This window comes from Geodermatophilus siccatus (assembly GCF_900103785.1).
Lineage (GTDB): Bacteria > Actinomycetota > Actinomycetes > Mycobacteriales > Geodermatophilaceae > Geodermatophilus > Geodermatophilus siccatus.
Window position 1 is genome coordinate 45752 of record NZ_FNHE01000005.1, and the last position, 16424, is coordinate 62175.

At 73.9% G+C, this 16424-nt stretch carries 11 protein-coding genes; 7 read left to right on the plus strand and 4 right to left on the minus strand.

Annotated features, from left to right (window positions below; genetic code table 11):
* The first annotated feature begins 389 nt into the window (after positions 1-389).
* The 7 genes from sbnA to BLS21_RS10980 all read left to right on the plus strand — a co-directional run bounded on the left by sbnA (position 390) and on the right by BLS21_RS10980 (position 11321).
* Complete coding sequence (gene sbnA / locus BLS21_RS10950) at positions 390-1481, plus strand: 2,3-diaminopropionate biosynthesis protein SbnA (RefSeq protein WP_091217781.1); 1092 nt, start codon at positions 390-392, stop codon at positions 1479-1481.
* A 1-nt stretch (position 1482) separates the two neighbouring features.
* A complete protein-coding gene (locus BLS21_RS10955; RefSeq protein WP_245700297.1) occupies positions 1483-4716 on the plus strand; it encodes a Pls/PosA family non-ribosomal peptide synthetase in 3234 nt (1077 codons plus the stop codon).
* Positions 4713-7247, plus strand: a complete 2535-nt coding sequence (locus BLS21_RS10960; RefSeq protein WP_091217784.1) for a non-ribosomal peptide synthetase — start codon at positions 4713-4715, stop codon at positions 7245-7247. Before BLS21_RS10955 ends, BLS21_RS10960 begins: the two co-directional genes overlap by 4 nt.
* Positions 7244-8224, plus strand: a complete 981-nt coding sequence (locus tag BLS21_RS10965) for a TauD/TfdA family dioxygenase (RefSeq protein WP_091217787.1) — start codon at positions 7244-7246, stop codon at positions 8222-8224. The genes BLS21_RS10960 and BLS21_RS10965 overlap by 4 nt, the downstream gene beginning before the upstream one ends.
* A 30-nt stretch (positions 8225-8254) precedes the next feature.
* The gene (gene sbnB / locus BLS21_RS10970; RefSeq protein WP_091217789.1) at positions 8255-9295 is read left to right on the plus strand and encodes a 2,3-diaminopropionate biosynthesis protein SbnB; all 1041 of its coding nucleotides are present in this window, start codon (positions 8255-8257) and stop codon (positions 9293-9295) included.
* A gap of 80 nt (positions 9296-9375) precedes the next feature.
* Positions 9376-10518 carry a heparan-alpha-glucosaminide N-acetyltransferase domain-containing protein gene (locus BLS21_RS10975; protein WP_217636090.1) on the plus strand — a complete coding sequence of 381 codons (1143 nt, stop codon included), beginning with the start codon at positions 9376-9378 and terminating at the stop codon, positions 10516-10518.
* Positions 10519-10523: 5 nt separating this feature from the next.
* Positions 10524-11321: a 4'-phosphopantetheinyl transferase family protein gene (locus BLS21_RS10980; RefSeq protein WP_175479537.1), complete on the plus strand. Its 798-nt coding sequence runs from the start codon at positions 10524-10526 to the stop codon at positions 11319-11321.
* Here the strand turns inward: BLS21_RS10980 and BLS21_RS10985 are convergent.
* From BLS21_RS10985 to BLS21_RS11000, 4 genes are all read right to left on the minus strand, one after another.
* On the minus strand, positions 11267-12937 hold the full coding sequence (locus BLS21_RS10985; RefSeq protein ID WP_091217797.1) for an alpha-amylase family protein: 1671 nt from the start codon (positions 12935-12937) through the stop codon (positions 11267-11269). The two genes, BLS21_RS10980 and BLS21_RS10985, sit on opposite strands and share 55 nt — an antisense overlap.
* Before the next feature lie 10 nt (positions 12938-12947).
* On the minus strand, positions 12948-13544 hold the full coding sequence (locus BLS21_RS10990) for a GNAT family N-acetyltransferase (RefSeq protein WP_091217800.1): 597 nt from the start codon (positions 13542-13544) through the stop codon (positions 12948-12950).
* Positions 13541-14590: a TIGR03885 family FMN-dependent LLM class oxidoreductase gene (locus BLS21_RS10995; protein WP_091217802.1), complete on the minus strand. Its 1050-nt coding sequence runs from the start codon at positions 14588-14590 to the stop codon at positions 13541-13543. Before BLS21_RS10995 ends, BLS21_RS10990 begins: the two co-directional genes overlap by 4 nt.
* 234 nt (positions 14591-14824) lie before the next feature.
* Entirely contained in the window at positions 14825-16375 is a 1551-nt protein-coding gene (locus tag BLS21_RS11000) for a putative bifunctional diguanylate cyclase/phosphodiesterase (RefSeq protein ID WP_091217805.1), read from the minus strand.
* Positions 16376-16424: the final 49 nt, after the last annotated feature.

Sequence of the window (16424 nt, forward strand, 5' to 3'; positions counted from 1 at the left end):
CCCGCGACACGCGTGCTGAGCAGGGTCCCTGGTCCCGGGCCGTCCGGACTACACCGGATGGCCGATGGAGACGAAACCTCCGCGTAACACAGACTTCCTGCACCACACCGGCTCGACGTCGCCCGGCAGTGCCGTCGGTCCTGCCGGTCCGTCAAGCGCGCAGGGGAGCCCATGGTGCCGACCCAGCCCGAGCGGATGCCCCTCGGACGTCGCTGTCCCGCCTGCCGCGCCGGTCCCGCTCGTCTCCTCCTCCCCTGACCGCACGGTCCGCCCCCCGCTGTATCACCCGCCGCGCGCCGCCCTCTGTGTCAGTGCGAGCGCCACCCCAGACCCTGTTCCCCCGGTTCCCACGAGCAGCCGCGTGCGCTGCCACCCCTGAGGAGACCGTTGTGACCGTCATCTCCGTCCCGCAGGCCTTCAACGAAGACGACCTGTACGTGGACCTGCGGTCGATCGTCGACGCCCCGCTGTACCTCAAGTGCGAGGGCTTCAACTTCGCCGGCTCGATCAAGCTCAAGGCCGCCACCGAGATGGTCGAGGCCGCGGAGCGGGACGGCGTCCTGAAGCCGGACTCCGTGCTGATCGAGTCCTCGTCGGGCAACCTCGGCGTGGCGCTGGCCATGATCGCGGCCAGCCGCGGCTACCGGTTCCTGTGCGTGACCGACCCGCGCTGCAACCTGTCGACCCGGCGGCTGATGGAGGCCCTGGGCACCCAGGTGCACACCGTCACCGAGGAGGACCCGGGGGGCGGCGGCCTGCTGGCGGCGCGGAAGAACTACGTGCGTGCGATGTGCGCGTCCGACAGCCGCTACGTGTGGCTCAACCAGTACCGCAACCCGAACAACTGGGGAGCGCACTACCGCCGGACGGCGCCGGCCATCGCCCGGTCCTTCCCCGAGCTGGACGTGTTGTTCCTGGGTGCGGGCACCACCGGCACCCTGATGGGCTGCGCGCGCTGGTTCAAGGCGTGGCACCGGCCGGTGCGGATCGTCGCCGTCGACAGCGTCGGTTCCGTCTCGTTCGGCGGACCGCCCAGCCGGCGGGTTATTCCCGGCCTGGGCAGCGGTGAGCGGCCGGAGATGCTCGACGAGTCCTACGTGGACGAGGTGGTCATGGTCGAGGAGGCGGACACGATCCGCGCCTGTCACCAGCTGGCCCGCCGCGGGTTCCTGTTCGGCGGCTCCACGGGCACGGTGGTCAGCGGGGCGGCGAGCTGGCTGGCCCGAAACGGGAGCGCCGACGTCACCGCCGTCGCCATCGCGCCCGACCTGGGCGAGCGCTACCTCGACACCGTCTACCAGACCAACTGGCTCGAGGACCTCTTCGGCAAGGACGTGCTGGACCCGGTCCAGGACGCCCGCCCGTTCCCGGAGGGCCTGTCGCGGCCGGCCGAGACGGGCGCCGAGCCGGGTGGCGCCCTGGTCACCTCCCGGCCGGACGCCGACGTCGTCCAGCTGCCCCTGCCGCGGGCGGGGAGCTGACGTGCTGGGACACCCCGTGGACATCGTCTCCGCCGGCGCGGGCGCCCCCGCGCCGGCGGCCGACCCCGTGGTCACCGGCTACACCGCGGTGCTGGCCGAGGTGCTCGCCGTCGACACCGTCGACCCGGACGCGCACGTCTTCGACGACCTGGGCGCCGACTCCATGGTCATGGCCCGCTTCTGCGCCCGGGTGCGCAAGCGGACCGACCTGCCGGCGGTCTCCATCAAGGACGTCTACGCGCACCCGACGCTGCGCGCCCTGGCCGGCGCGCTCGCCCCCGCACCGGCACCCGCGCCGGCCGACCCGGTCGCCTCGGGCCTGGCGGAGGTGCTCGCCGAGGTGCTGCAGGTGGACTCGGTCGACCCGGACGCGCACGTCTTCGACGACCTGGGCGCCGACTCCATGGTCATGGCCCGCTTCTGCGCCCGAGTGCGCAAGCGGACCGACCTGCCGGCGGTCTCCATCAAGGACGTCTACGCGCACCCGACGCTGCGCGCCCTGGCCGGCGCGCTCGCCCCCGCACCGGCACCCGCGCCGGCCGCGAACCCCGTCCAGGGCGAACTGGCCGCCGTCCTGGCCGACGTGCTCCAGGTGGAGTCCGTCGACCCGGACGCGCACGTCTTCGACGACCTGGGCGCCGACTCCATGGTCATGGCCCGCTTCTGCGCCCGGGTGCGCAAGCGGACCGACCTGCCGGCGGTCTCCATCAAGGACGTCTACGCGCACCCGACGCTGCGCGGCCTGGCGGCGGCCGTCGCCGAGCCGGTCCCGGCGGTCGCCGAGCCGGTCCCGGCGGTCGCCGAGCCGGCCGGGGCCGCTCCGGCCCCGGCGTCGGAGGCACCGGCCCGCACCGTCCGGCGGGCCACCGGCGTCGAGTACGTGCTGTGCGGGGTGATGCAGGCGCTGGTCTTCCTCGCCTACTCGTGCGTCAGCACGCTGGTCGCCATCCGGGGGTTCGTGTGGGTCTCCGAGGGGGGCAGCCTGCTGCAGGACTACCTGCGGGCGGTCGTCTTCGGCAGCGCGACCACGGTCGCTCTCTGCGTCTTCCCGATCGTGGCCAAGTGGGTGCTGATCGGCCGGTGGGAGCCCCAGCAGATCCCCGTCTGGAGCCTGGCCTACGTCCGCTTCTGGGTGGTCAAGACGCTGATCCGGTCGAACCCCCTGGTGCTGCTGACCGGCGGGCGGTCGCACACCAGTTCCAGCTCACCGCTGCACGTGCTCTACCTGCGGGCCCTGGGCGCGAAGATCGGGCGAGGCGTCGCGATCTACTCCCGCAACGTCCCCGTCTGCACCGACCTGCTGACCGTCGGCGACGGCACGGTGATCCGCAAGGAGTCGTTCTTCAACTGCTACCGAGCCCACGACGGCGTCATCCAGACCGGCCCGGTCACCCTCGGGGCGCACGTCTTCGTCGGTGAGGCGACCGTGCTCGACATCGGCACCGCCATGGGCGACGGGGCGCAGCTGGGTCACTCCTCGGCCCTGCACCCCGGCCAGTCCGTGCCGGCCGGTGAGCACTGGCACGGTTCCCCGGCGCAGCCCACCACGGCCGACTACCGGGGGGTCGAGGAGGTTGACCTCGGCACCACCAGGAGGTTCGTCTACGGCCTCACCCAGGTGGTGACCACTCTGCTGGTCACCGTGCCGCTGGGGGTCGGTGCCTTCGCGTTCCTGTCGATCGTGTTCCCGTGGCTCGCCGACCTCCTCGACCCGGGAGAGGCGGCCTACGGGCAGTGGAGCTTCTACGAGAACGCCCTGGTCACCTCGGCCACCGTCTTCTTCGGCTTCTTCCTCGTCGGACTGCTCGTCCAGGTCACCGTTCCCCGCGTGCTCAACCTGTTCCTCGAGCCCGACCGGGTCTACCCCCTGTACGGCTTCCACTACTCGGTCCACCGGGGGATCGCCCGCCTGACCAACAGCCGGTTCTTCGCGTTCTTCTTCGGGGACTGCTCCTACATCGTCCACTACCTGCGCGCCCTCGGGTACGACCTGTCCCAGGTCCAGCAGACGGGGTCGAACTTCGGCTCGTTGATCACGCACGAGACGCCGTTCATGGCGAAGGTCGGACGCGGCACGATGATCGCCTGCGGTCTGTCGTTGGTGAACGCGGAGTTCTCCAGCTCCTCCTTCCGGCTCGCCCGGACGGAGATCGGGGCCCACAACTTCCTGGGCAACAACGTCGTCGTCCCCTCGCAGGGCAGGACCGGGGAGAACTGCCTCCTCGCCACCAAGGTCCAGGTGCCGGTCGACGGCGAGGTCCGGCACGACGTCGGGCTGCTGGGCTCGCCCAGCTTCGAGATCCCGCGCACGGTCGCGCGTGACGCGCGGCTCGGCGAGGTCACCCCCGAGGAGGTGCAGCGCCTGCTGCCCGTGAAGAACAGGCACAACCTCGTCTCGATGGCGCTGTACCTGCTGGTGCGGTGGTTCTACGTGTTCCTGTTCACCGTGCTGACGGCCGCGACCCTGGAGCTGTACAGCACCTACGGCGGCTCGGTGGTCGCGCTCTTCAACGCCGTCCTGCTCGTGGTGGGCATCTCGTACTGGGTCCTGGTCGAGCGGTCCGTCGCCTGGATGAAGGCCCTGCGGCCGGACGGCATCTCGATCTACGACCGGGCGTTCTGGCGGCACGAGCGGTTCTGGAAGGTCCCGGCCGTGAGGTACGTGCACGTCCTCAACGGCACACCGTTCAAGAACCTCCTCTGGCGCGGGCTGGGTGTCCGGATCGGCAAGCGGGTCTTCGACGACGGCGCCGCGGTCATCGAGAAGTCCTTCGTCACGATCGGGGACGAGTGCACGCTCAACGCCCGCACCATGCTGCAGTCCCACTCCCAGGAGGACGGCGGCTTCAAGTCCGACCGGATCACGGTCGGAGCGCGCTGCACCCTGGGCGTCGGCGCCTACGTCCACTACGGCACGACGATCGGCGACGGCGCGGTCCTCGCCACCGACACCTTCCTCATGAAGGGCGAGCAGCTGCCGCCGGGTGAGCACTGGGCCGGTAACCCCGCCGTCGAGCAGCCCCCGTTCGCCGCCCTCCTCCCCACTCCCACCCCCGCCCCCGTCCCGCGTCCCCGCGACGCCGCCCCCACCGAACCACCCAGCCTGTCCGTGGAGGAGCTCATGGCCCTGTTCCAGGAGGACGGCGCGCCCGGCCCGTCCTCGCCCACCGTCCCGCTGCCGCGCAGGAGCGGCCGGCACCGCGCCACCCAGCGTCACCTGGCGGGGTCCCGGTGACCGCCCTCGGCACGCGCCCGACCACGGACGTCCACCGGGCGTTCTGGCGGGAGCTGCTGCTCGCCGGCGGGTCGACGGCCCTCCCCCGCTGGGCCCCCGCCCCGGTGCCGGGCACCGCGGAGGTCGAGGTGCCGCTCTCCGACGCCACCCTCGTCGCGCTGCGCCGGCTGGCCGACCGGCTCGCCGTCCCGCTGGGGTCGGTGCTGCTGGCCGGACACGGCCGGGTGCTGGCCGCGCTGACCGGCGAGCCCGACGTCGTCACCGGCTACGTCGCCGGGGACGGCGGGGCGCCGCTGCCCTGCCGGCTGCGGGTGGACGTCGGCTCGTGGCGGGAGCTGGTCCGGGCGGCCGCGAGCACCGAGGCCGGACTGCTGGCGCACCGGCACGCGGACCTCTCCGCCCTCCGGCGCGAGCTCGGCACCTCCGGGCCGTCGTCCGAGGCGCTGTTCGACCCCACCGGCGTCGGCGGCGAGCTGCCCGGCGGCGCGGTGCTGGCGGTCGTGCCGGTGCACCGCGGCGAGCGGTTGGCCCTGCGGCTGTCGTACCGCACCGACGTGCTCGACGCGGAGGCGGCCGCGCGGATCGGCGGCTACCACCGGGCCGCGCTGGACGAGCTGGCCACCGACCCCGACGCCGGCCCGATGGCGGCCGTGCTGCTCTCGACCGAGGAGCTGGTGTCCCAGCTCGACGGGCTGGCCGGGCCGCACCGCGAGCTGCCCGACCGCCGGGTGCACGAGCTCATCGAGGAGCAGGCCCGCCGGCACCCGGACGACGTCGCCGCCGTCCACGGCGCGGAGCGGATCACCTACCGCGAGCTCGACGGCCGCGCCAACCAGGTCGCCCGCGCCCTGCTCGCCCGGGGCCTGCAGCCCGAGGACGTCGTCGCGGTGGTCACCGAGCGCGACCTGGACTGGCTGACCGCCGTGCTGGCCGTGTTCAAGGCCGGCGGCGCGTACCTGCCGGTCGAGCCGCACTTCCCGGCCGACCGGATCGCCCGGACCCTCTCCCGCGCGGAGTGCCGGCTGGTGCTCACCGAGCCGGGCAGCACCGCCTCCCTCGACGCCGCGCTGACCGGGCTGGCCGGGGTGCAGGCGCTGACCGTCGGCGGCGCCGCGGCCGAGGGGCACCCCGCCACCAGCTCCGGCGTGCAGGTGGGCCCCGACCAGCTGGCCTACCTCTACTTCACCTCCGGCTCGACCGGCGAGCCCAAGGGCGCGATGTGCGAGCACGCCGGGATGCTCAACCACCTCCTGGCCAAGATCGACGACCTCGGCGTCGTCGAGGGCGGGGTGGTCGCGCAGGTCGCGCCGCAGTGCTTCGACATCTCGCTGTGGCAGCTGGTGTCGGCGCTCGTCGTCGGCGGGCGGACGGTCATCGTGCCGCAGGAGGTGGTCCTCGATGCCGAGCGCTTCGTCGACCGGCTGGTCGACGAGCACGTCACGGTGGTGCAGGTGGTGCCGTCCTACCTCGAGGTCGTGCTGACCTACCTGGAGGCGCACCCCCGTGCGCTGCCGGACCTGCGCTGCGTGTCGGTCACCGGGGAGGCGCTGAAGAAGGAGCTCGTGCAGCGCTGGTTCGCCGCGCAGCCGGACATCGCGCTGGTCAACGCCTACGGGCTGACCGAGACCTCCGACGACACCAACCACGAGGTCATGCACGAGGTGCCGCACGGGGACCGGGTGCCGCTGGGCCGGCCGATCGCCAACGTCGAGGTGCGGGTGGTCGACGAGCACCTGGTGCCGGTGCCCCTGGGCGCGCCCGGGGAGATCGTCTTCTCCGGCGTCTGCGTCGGCCGCGGCTACGTCAACGACCCCGAGCGGACCGCGGCCGCCTTCGTGCCCGACCCGTACCGCCCAGGCCGGCGGCTCTACCGCAGCGGCGACTCCGGGCGCTGGCTGCCCGACGGCGAGCTGGAGTTCCTCGGCCGGCGGGACAGCCAGGTGAAGATCTCCGGCTTCCGGATCGAGATCGGCGAGATCGAGAACACCCTGCTGCGCGTGCCCGGCGTGCGCGACGGCGCGGTCGTCGTCGCCGAGGGCCCCGACCGCAGCCGGCACCTGGTCGCGTTCTGGACCGGCCCCGACCCCATCCCGGACGACGTCCTGCGGGACTCCCTCGCCGGCGCCCTGCCGGTGTACATGGTGCCGCGGGCCTTCCACCGCCGGGAGTCCCTGCCGCTGACGCCCAACGGCAAGATCGACACCAAGGCGCTCACCGCGCTGGCCGGGGAGCTGCTCACCGGCAGTCAGGAGCACGACGCGCCGACCACGCCGACCGAGCGGCGGCTGGCGGGGATCTGGTCGACGGTGCTCGGCGTCCCGGCCGACCAGATCGGCCGGCGGGACTCCTTCGCCGCCCTCGGCGGGACCTCCCTGTCGGCGGTGAAGCTCCTGGTCGCCCTGGGCCGCGCGGTGTCGCTGAAGGAGCTCCAGGCCGCACCCGACCTCGCCGCCCTCGCCGCGCTGCTCGACGGGCGCGCCGGCTCCTCCCCCGTCCCCACCCCCCGAACTCCGGAAGGCAGTGCCCGATGACGTCCTCGTCCCTGCTCGACGTGGAGCTGCGCCCCGGCAGCCCCCCGGTGCTGCGGGTCGGCTCCCCCGGGGACCCCGCGGCCTGGGCCGCCGAGCACCGCGGCGCGCTGCGCGCCGCCGTCCTCGAGCACGGGTCGCTGCTGGTGCGCGGCCTGGGCCTCGCCGACGCGGACACGGCCGCCGCCGTCGCCGGCCGGCTGACCGACCGGCTGGTCGGCGAGCGGGAGGCCTTCGCGCCCCGGGAGCCCCGACCCGGCGGGCTGTTCTCGAGCACGCCGTGGCAGGCCAACCAGCCGATGTGCATGCACCACGAGCTCAGCTACGCGCTCGAGGTGCCCGGCCTGCTGCTCTTCGCCTGCCTCACCGCGCCCACCTCGGGTGGGGCGACCGCGGTGGCCGACGCACCGACCGTCCTCGCCGCGCTGCCGGCGGACCTGGTGGCCCGCTTCGAGCGGGAGGGCTGGATGCTCACCCGCAGCTACAACGACGAGATCGGGGCCTCGGTCGAGGAGGCCTTCGGCACCGACGACCGGGGCGCCGTCGAGGACTACTGCCGGGCCAACGGGATCGAGTTCGAGTGGCAGCCCGACGGTGGCCTGCGCACCCGGCAGCGGCGCAGCGCCGTCGTCCGCCACCCCGTGACCGGCCAGCGGTGCTGGTTCAACCAGGTCGCCTTCCTCAACCAGTGGACGCTGGCCGAGGAGGTGCGCGAGTACCTGGTGGACGTGTACGGCGAGGACGGGTTGCCGTTCAACACGCGGTTCGGCAACGGCGACCCGATCGGCGAGGACGTCGTGCAGGTCGTCAACGAGGTCTACGAGGCCAACACCGCCCGGAACCCCTGGCAGGACGGCGACCTGCTGCTGGTCGACAACATCCGCACCGCGCACAGCCGGGAGGCCTACGAGGGCCCCCGCGAGGTGCTCGTCGGGCTCGCCGACCCGACCCGCCTGGCCGAGCACGCGCCGACCGCCTGACGCCCGCCCGCCCCCCTCCCCAGGAGTCCCATGTCCCAGCAGCTGACCGTGCCGCCGTTCGCGGTGGTCCCCGGTGCGCAGGTCCAGTCCGCCCTGCACGGGCGCGAGAAGCAGATCGTCGAGCTCGTCGAGGCCACCTACCTGCTGCACGCGGAGGGGGACACGGTCAACCCGCCGTCCTACTTCCTGCGCTTCCCCGACCGGCCCTCGGCGCGGATCATCGCGCTGCCGGCCTCCGTCGGCGGCGACGTCCGCGTCGACGGGATGAAGTGGATCTCCAGCTTCCCGGACAACGTGGCCGCCGGCATCCCCCGGGCCTCGGCCGTGCTCATCCTCAACGACCACGACACCGGCTACCCGTTCGCCTGCATGGAGGCGTCGGTCATCAGCGCCACCCGGACCGCGGCCTCGGCCGCCGCGGCCGCCGACTGGCTGAGCCGGAGCCGCAGCGGGGGCCGCCCGACCCGGGTGGGCTTCGTCGGGACCGGGCTCATCGCCCGGTACGTGCACACCTACCTCGCCGCGACCGGCTGGTCGTTCGACGAGATCGGCGTGCACGACCTCTCCGCCGACAGCGCGGCCGGCTTCCGCGGCTACCTGGAGCACTCGGGGACCTCGGCCCGGCTCACCCTGCACGACACGGCCGAGGAGCTGGTCCGCAGCAGCGACCTGGTCGTGTTCGCCACGGTCTCCGCGGAGCCGTACGTCAGCGACGTGTCGTCCTTCGACCACGCCCCGCTGGTGCTGCACGTGTCGCTGCGCGACCTCGCGCCGGAGGTGCTGCTGGCCTCGACCAACCTCGTGGACGACGTCGAGCACTGCCTCAAGGCGAACACCTCCCCGCACCTGGTCGAGCAGATGACCGGCAGCCGCGACTTCCTGCTCGGCACGCTCGCCGACGTCATGACCGGCCGGGTGACGGTGCCCGAGGGCCGGCCGGTCGTCTTCTCGCCGTTCGGCCTCGGCGTCCTCGACCTCGCGGTCGGCAAGGCGGTCTACGACGAGATCGCCGCGACCGGGCAGCTGCACGTCGTCGAGGACTTCTTCAGCGAACTGCGGCGCCACGGGTGAACGCCTGCAGCGGACCGGTGACCTCCTGCACGTACCCGTCGGCGCCCGTGACGGCGGAGGCGCCACCGGCCGGGCGCCGGGTGACCGGCGTTGACCTCGCCCGGGGGCTGGCGCTGTTCGGCATGTTCGCCGTGCACCTCTTCGACCCGTACACCGACAGGGGCGGCACGCTGACCGGCGAGGTCGCCGCGGGCCGGTCGGCGGCGACCTTCGCCCTGGTGGCCGGGGTCACCGTGGCGTTCCTGACCGGCGGACGGCGGATCCTGCACGGTCGCTCGCGCCGGGCGGCCGCCGCGGGCCTCGCCGTACGAGCCGCCGGGATCGGCACCATCGGACTCCTGCTGGGGTACGCCGGTTCCGACCTCGACCTGATCCTGGCCTACTACGCCGTGTTCTTCCTGTGCGCGATCCCGCTCATCGGACTGCCGCCGAAGGCCCTGGCCGCGCTGTCCGCTGCGCTGGTCCTGGTCGGCCCCCTGGTGCTCGTGGAGGCGGCGCGGCTGGGCCTGCCCGACAGCGGCACCGGTGAGCCGACGTTCGGCACCCTGGTCACCGACCCGGTCGGGCTGCTCTCCCAGATCTTCTTCACGGGCGTGTACCCGGTGGTGGCCTACATGGCGTACCTGTGCGCCGGGCTCGCCATCGGGCGGCTCGACCTGACGTCCCGGCGGCTGGCGATCCGGCTGCTGGGTGGCGGCGTCGCCCTGGTGGTCGCCGCGCAGGCGGTCTCGCACGTCCTGCTGTACCAGCTGGGCGACCTGGACCGGCTGATGACCGCGACCGGCGAGGACGCCATGACCCTGCTGTGGGACGCCGACCAGGGGACGACGTGGGACTACCTGGCGCTGGCCGCGCCGCACACCAACACGCAACTGGACCTGGCGAACACCCTCGGGTCGGCGATGGCCGTGCTGGGGCTCTCGCTGCTGCTCAGCCGGCTCCCGGCCGTCGAGCGGCTGCTCCGGCCCGTCCGCGCGGCGGGGGCCATGACGCTGACGCTGTACTCCGCACAGGCCCTCGTCATCGCCACCGGCGTCTTCGAGGACCAGCCGCTGACGCTGTACGCCTTCCTCGTGGCCGGTGCCCTCGTGGGGGCCACCCTCTGGCGCCGCTGGCGGTCGCAGGGGCCGCTGGAGGAGCTGGTGGGCCGGGCGGCGGGACGTGCGCGGCGAGCGGTGCTCGGCAGCCCGGCGACCCGCGTGGGCGCCGTGGACCGGGAGTGACCCCCGTGCCGCTCGCGTACGGCCGGCCGCCCTGGCCGCGGTCCGGACCCGACCTCGCCCCGCTGCCCGGGGTGTGCCAGGTGTGGTGGGCCCGGCCGGGCGACGTCCGCCCGGAGCACGACGCGCTGCTCGGGGAGGCCGACCTGGCCCGGCGGGAGCGGCTGGCCCGCCCGGCCGACCGGCAGCGGATGACGGCGGGCGCGGCGGTCGCCCGGCTGGTGCTCGGGACCGCGCTCGGGACACCGCCGGCCGACCTGCGGATCGACCGGACGTGCACCACCTGCGGCTCGCCGCACGGCCGGCCCCGGCTGGCCGACGCCGACGGCCCGGACTTCTCGGTCTCCCACTCCGGCCACTGCGTCGTCGTCGCCGTCCTGCCGGGTGGCCGGGTGGGCGTGGACGTCGAGCAGGTCGGCCGGTTCGCGCCCGGTGAGCTCGAGGAGCTCGCCTCGTGCGCCCTGGCCGACCCGGAGTGGGAGCAGGTGGCCCGCCTGCCGGTCGCCGCGCGGCCGCGGGCCTTCACCGTGTGCTGGGTGCGCCGGGAGGCGGTGCTCAAGGCCACCGGTCAGCGGCTCGACGTCCCGCCGGACGGGCTGGCCCTCACCCCGCCGCGGGTGCTGTCCCGGGACGGGCGGGAGCCGGTGTGGCTGCGCGACGTGTCCGCCCCGCCGGGCTTCGTCGCCGCGCTGGCGGGGCTGGGCACCCCCCCGGACGACGTCGTGCACCGCGACGCCGGGCCGCTGCTGCGTCAGACGAGCCGGCGGTCGTCCGGCCCCACCACGCGCAGCCACCGGTGGCCGTAGCCGTCGAGGGCCAGCTCGACTCCCCCGTCCCCGTCGACCGGCTGCTCGCCGTCGGACAGCAGGTCGACCAGCCGGTGCCCGGCATCGCAGCCCTCGAGGGTGAGCGGGACGGTGCGCGGCTCGGCGCCGAGGTTGTGGACGGCGACCAGCGCGCCGTCGTCCCAGCTGCACAGGTGGGCCAGCACCTCGGGGTGCGGCTGCTCGAGGACGGTGAACGCGCCCCAGCCCAGCTCGGGTGACTCCCGGTACCGGCGGACCAGCAGCTTCACGAACGACAGCAGCGAGTCGGGGTCGCGGCGCTGGTCGGCGACGTTGACGAAGCGCGGGGCGAACCCGCCGTCGACGACCGGGCCGGGCAGCCGGTCCGGGTCGGCGGTGGAGAAGCCGCCGTTGGGTCCCGACGTCCACTGCATCGGCGTCCGCACGGCGAGCCGGCCCTCGGCGTCGAGGTCCTCCCCCATGCCGATCTCCTCGCCGTAGAACAGCACCGGGGTGCCGGGCAGGGAGAACAGCAGGCTGTAGACCATGCGGATCCGGCGCGGGTCGCCGTCCAGCATCGGCGGTAGCCGGCGGCGCAGCCCGCGGCCGTAGACCTGCATGCGTTCCTCGGGGCCGAAGGCGGCGAAGACCTCCTGCCGCTCGTCGTCGGTGAGCTTGTCGAGGGTGAGCTCGTCGTGGTTGCGCACGAAGGTGGCCCACTGGCTGTCCGGGCTGATGGCCGGGCGCTGGGCCAGCGCGGTGGTGAGCGGACCGGCGTGGCCGCGGGCCAGGGAGAGGTAGAGGGCCTGCATGCCGACGAAGTCGAAGAGCATCGTCAGCTCGTCGCCATCGGCGCCCCCGAAGAAGTCGACCTGCTGCTCGTGCGGCAGGTTCACCTCACCGAGCAGGATGCCGTCGCCGGTGCGGCGGCCGACCAGCTGGCGCAGCGCGCGCAGGTACTGGTGCGGGTCCGGGAAGCGGTCCCGGTCCTCCTCCTGCACCTCCAGGAAGAAGGGCACCGCGTCGACGCGGAAGCCCGACAGCCCCAGCTGCAGCCAGAAGTCCATGACCTTGGCGACCTCGTCGCGCACCCGCGGGTTGGCCACGTCCAGGTCGGGCTGCTCCTTGTAGAAGCGGTGCAGGTACCACTCGCCGGTGGGCTCGTTGAAGGTCCAGAGGCTCTGCTCCTGGTCGGGGAAGACGACCTGGTCGGAGGTGTCCGGCGGCTCGTCGTCCCGCCAGACGTAGAAGTCGTGGAACGGGTCGTCGCGGCTGCGCCGGGCCCGCTGGAACCAGGGGTGCCGGATCGAGGTGTGGTTGACGACCAGGTCGGCGATCACCCGCATGCCGCGGTCCCTGGCGGTGCGGATGACCTCGATCAGGTCGCCGTGGGTGCCCAGCCGCGGGTCGACGCCGTAGAAGTCGGTGATGTCGTAGCCGTCGTCGCGCTCGGCGGTCGGGTAGAAGGGCATGAGCCACAGGCAGGTCACCCCGAGGTCGGCGAGGTGGTCGATCCGCTGTGCGAGGCCCGGGAGGTCGCCGCAGCCGTCGCCGTCCCAGTCCATGTAGGTCTCGACGTCGAGGCAGTAGACGACGGCGTTCTTCCACCACAGGTCCGCGGTGTCGGTGATGCGCATACCGGCGTCCCTACCGCATCCCGGGCTCGTCGAGCAGCTGGAACAGCAGGTGGTCCTGCCACTCGCCGGCGATGCGCAGGTACCGCGGGGCGACTCCGATGGGGGTGAACCCGCACTTGCGCAGCACCCGCTGGGAGGCGGCGTTGTGCAGCAGGGTGCCGGCCTGCAGCCGGTGCAGGCCGGCCTCGCCGAACGCCCACCTGGTCATCGCGGCGACCGCGGCGGTGGCGACCCCGCGGCCGGTGGCGTGCCGGGAGACCCAGTAGCCGAGGTCGCCGGAGAGGAACGGCCCGTGGACGACGTTGTTCACGCTGATCCGCCCGACCGGCTCGCCGTCCAGGAGGACCACCCCGGGCAGGATGCCGCCGAGCCGGTGCAGGTCCAGCAGCCGGGCGGTGTCCTGCCGCTGGAACTCCTCGGTCCAGTACCCGTCCGGGCGCGCGGGGTCCCACGGCGCGAGGTGGTCGCGGTTGGCCGTGAGCAGAGCGGTGAGGACCGGGACGTCGTCCTGGCTGACGAGACGGACGGTGACGCGGGGAGCCGGACGGCCCCGCTGCAGGAGCCCGCCACGAGCGTGCGAGTGGTGGGGAGCAGCGGGGTCCTTCATGGGAGGGCAGCCGGCTGCGGTTCCTGGTGGGGCCGGCGCGGCTGCGACGGGGCGGCCGGGTCGGTGGCCACCGCCGGGGCCGGGCGGGTCACGCCGAGCTGCGGCAGGACGTGCTCGCCGAAGGCGTCGAGGAAGGGCAGCTGCTCCTTGCCCACGTGGTGGAGGTAGATCTCGTCGAAGCCGAGCTCGGCGTACTCGGCGATCCACTCGGCGTGCTGCCCGAGGTCGGAGCTGACCCGGACGGCGCCCTCGACCGCCTCCTGCGGCACGTGCCGGCTGGCCTGCTCGAATGCCTCGGGGCCGTCGATGTCCCAGCACAGCGGCGGCGGGAAGGTGTTGGTGTGCCACTGCTCGTAGGCGATGGCCTTCGCCCGGTCCGGGTCGGGGTCCCAGCAGAGGTGCACCTGGAGCACGAGCCGGCCGCGGCCGCCGGCGTCCCGGTAGGCGCCGGTCAGCTCGCGCAGGGTCTCGTGCGGCTGGTTGATGGTGATGAAGCCGTCGGCCCAGTCGGCGTGCCGCCGCGCCGTCGGCACGCTCATCACCGGGCCGATGAGGGCGGGCTGCTGCTCGGGCAGGGACCAGATCTTGGCCCGCTCGACGTCCACCAGCCCGCGGTGGGTGACCTCCTCACCGGCGAGCAGGGCACGGATGACGTCGACGCACTCGCGCAGCCGGGCGTCCCGGATCCGCTTGGGGGGCCACGGGTCCCCGGTGATGCGTTCGTTCATCACCTGGCCGCTGCCCAGTGCCATCCAGAAGCGCCCGGGGAACATGGCCGCCAGCGTCGCGGCTCCCTGGGCGATGATCGCCGGGTGGTAGCGCTGCCCCGGCGCGTTGACCACGCCGCACGGCAGGCCGGTGGTGGCGAGCGCGGCGCCCAGCCACGACCAGGCGAAGCCCGAGTGCCCCTGGGCCTTGTTCCAGGGCGCGAAGTGGTCGGAGCACATCGCGGCGGTGAAGCCGACCTCTTCCGCGTGCTGGACCGCCCGCAGCAGCTCAGCGGGGTGCACCTGCTCGTGCGAGTTGTGGAACCCGATCACCGTCATGGCGGGCCCCTACCCCGCTGCCGCGGCCGCTACCTGCGGGATCGGCCGAGCCAGCGAGTCGACCACGCGGTTGGTGCCGGCGACACGCGCAGACCCGCCGCCGCACCCGACGACAACCCCATGATCAACACCGGTGGTGAGGGAGAGAGCCGCGGGGGTGGGGCAGGCGACGAGGCAGGGGGACCACCACGGCGACGCCGGCAGCGAACCGGGCGGCGGTTCGGTGCGCGGACGTCAGGCGGGGGCGGCGGTGCCGGTCCCCTCGGCGGGCGTGCTGGCGCCGCCGAGCAGCAGCAGCTCGGCGTCCGTGTGCTCCAGCGGTGCGGCGAACAGGTAGCCCTGCGCCAGCGCCACCTGACCGTCGCGCAGGTGGGTGCGCTGGCGCTCCTGCTCGATGCCCTCGGCGACGATCTCCAGGTCGAGGGTGTGCCCGAGGTTGATCAGCCCGCGCAGGATGGCCGGCATCGACTCGGCGTCGTCGATGGTGCTGACGAACGACCGGTCGATCTTGAGGATGTCGACGGCGAACTGCCGCAGGTGCGACAGCGACGAGTAGCCGGTGCCGAAGTCGTCGAGCGCCACCCGCACGCCGAGGCCGCGCAGCTCGTGCAGCCGCTCGGCGGCCAGCACCGGGTCACGCACCAGCACCGACTCGGTCAGCTCGAGCACCAGGGCCGACGGCGGCAGCCCGCTGGTCGTCAGCGCCGTCCGCACGTCGTCGAGCAGCCCCGGCGACCCGAGCTGGGACGGCGAGACGTTGACCGCCATCGACAGGTCGGCCGCGGCCGGGTGGTCGCGGCGCCAGGCGGCCGCGGCGGCGCACGCCTCGGTGAGGACCCACCGGCCGATGTCGGGGACCAGGCCGATCTCCTCGGCCACCGGCAGGAACCGCTCGGGCAGCACGACGCCGAGGGTCGGGTGCTCCCAGCGGATCAGCGCCTCGAAGCCGGTGACCCGCTCGCTGCCCAGGTCGACGACGGGCTGGTAGACCAGCCGGAACTGCCGGTCGGCGGCCGCGGCCCACAGGTCGGCCTCGAGCTGGCGGCGCTCCGCGGCGGCCGAGCGCATCTGCGGGTTGAACAGGACGTAGCGGCCCGGTCCCGTGCCCTTGGCCCAGTACATGGCGTTGTCGGCGTCGCGCAGCAGCGAGGACGCCGTCGCCGCGACGTCGCCGGTGGCGATGCCGATGCTCGCCGAGACGGTGACCCGCTGCCCGCCCAGGTCGACGGGGCCGGCGAGCGCGGCGAGCACCCGCTCGGCGATCCGGGTGGCCTCCTCCACGCCGGGCGAGCGCTCGACGAGGATGGCGAACTCGTCGCCGCCGAGCCGGGCGAGCGTGTCCTCGGTGCGGACGGCGGACTGCAGCAGCCCGCCGACCTCGCGGATGAGCCGGTCCCCGGCGGCGTGACCCAGGCTGTCGTTGACGGACTTGAAGCCGTCGAGGTCGAGGAAGACGACCGCCACCTCGCCGCCGCTACGAGCGGTGCGGCGCAGCGCGAGCTCCAGCCGGTCGGTGAACAGCGCGCGGTTGGCCAGGCCGGTGAGGACGTCGGAGAAGGCCAGCCGGGCCAGGTCGGCCTCGGTGCGGCGCACCCGGTGGGCGCCGAGGGCGGCTGCACCCGCGGCCGCGACGCCGCTGAGCAGCAGGTGCAGCAGCACCTGCAGGGAGCCGGTCACCAGGAGGGCGACGGCCAGATGGGTCGCGGTCAGCGTGGCCGCCAGCGCCCCGGCGAGGACCGCGATCTGCAGGCCGCGAGCCGGGGGCCGGGCCGGTACGTCGTCCACTGCTGGCCTTCCGTCGGGGAGCGCGTCCCCGACGGTCTCGGCGCGCCGG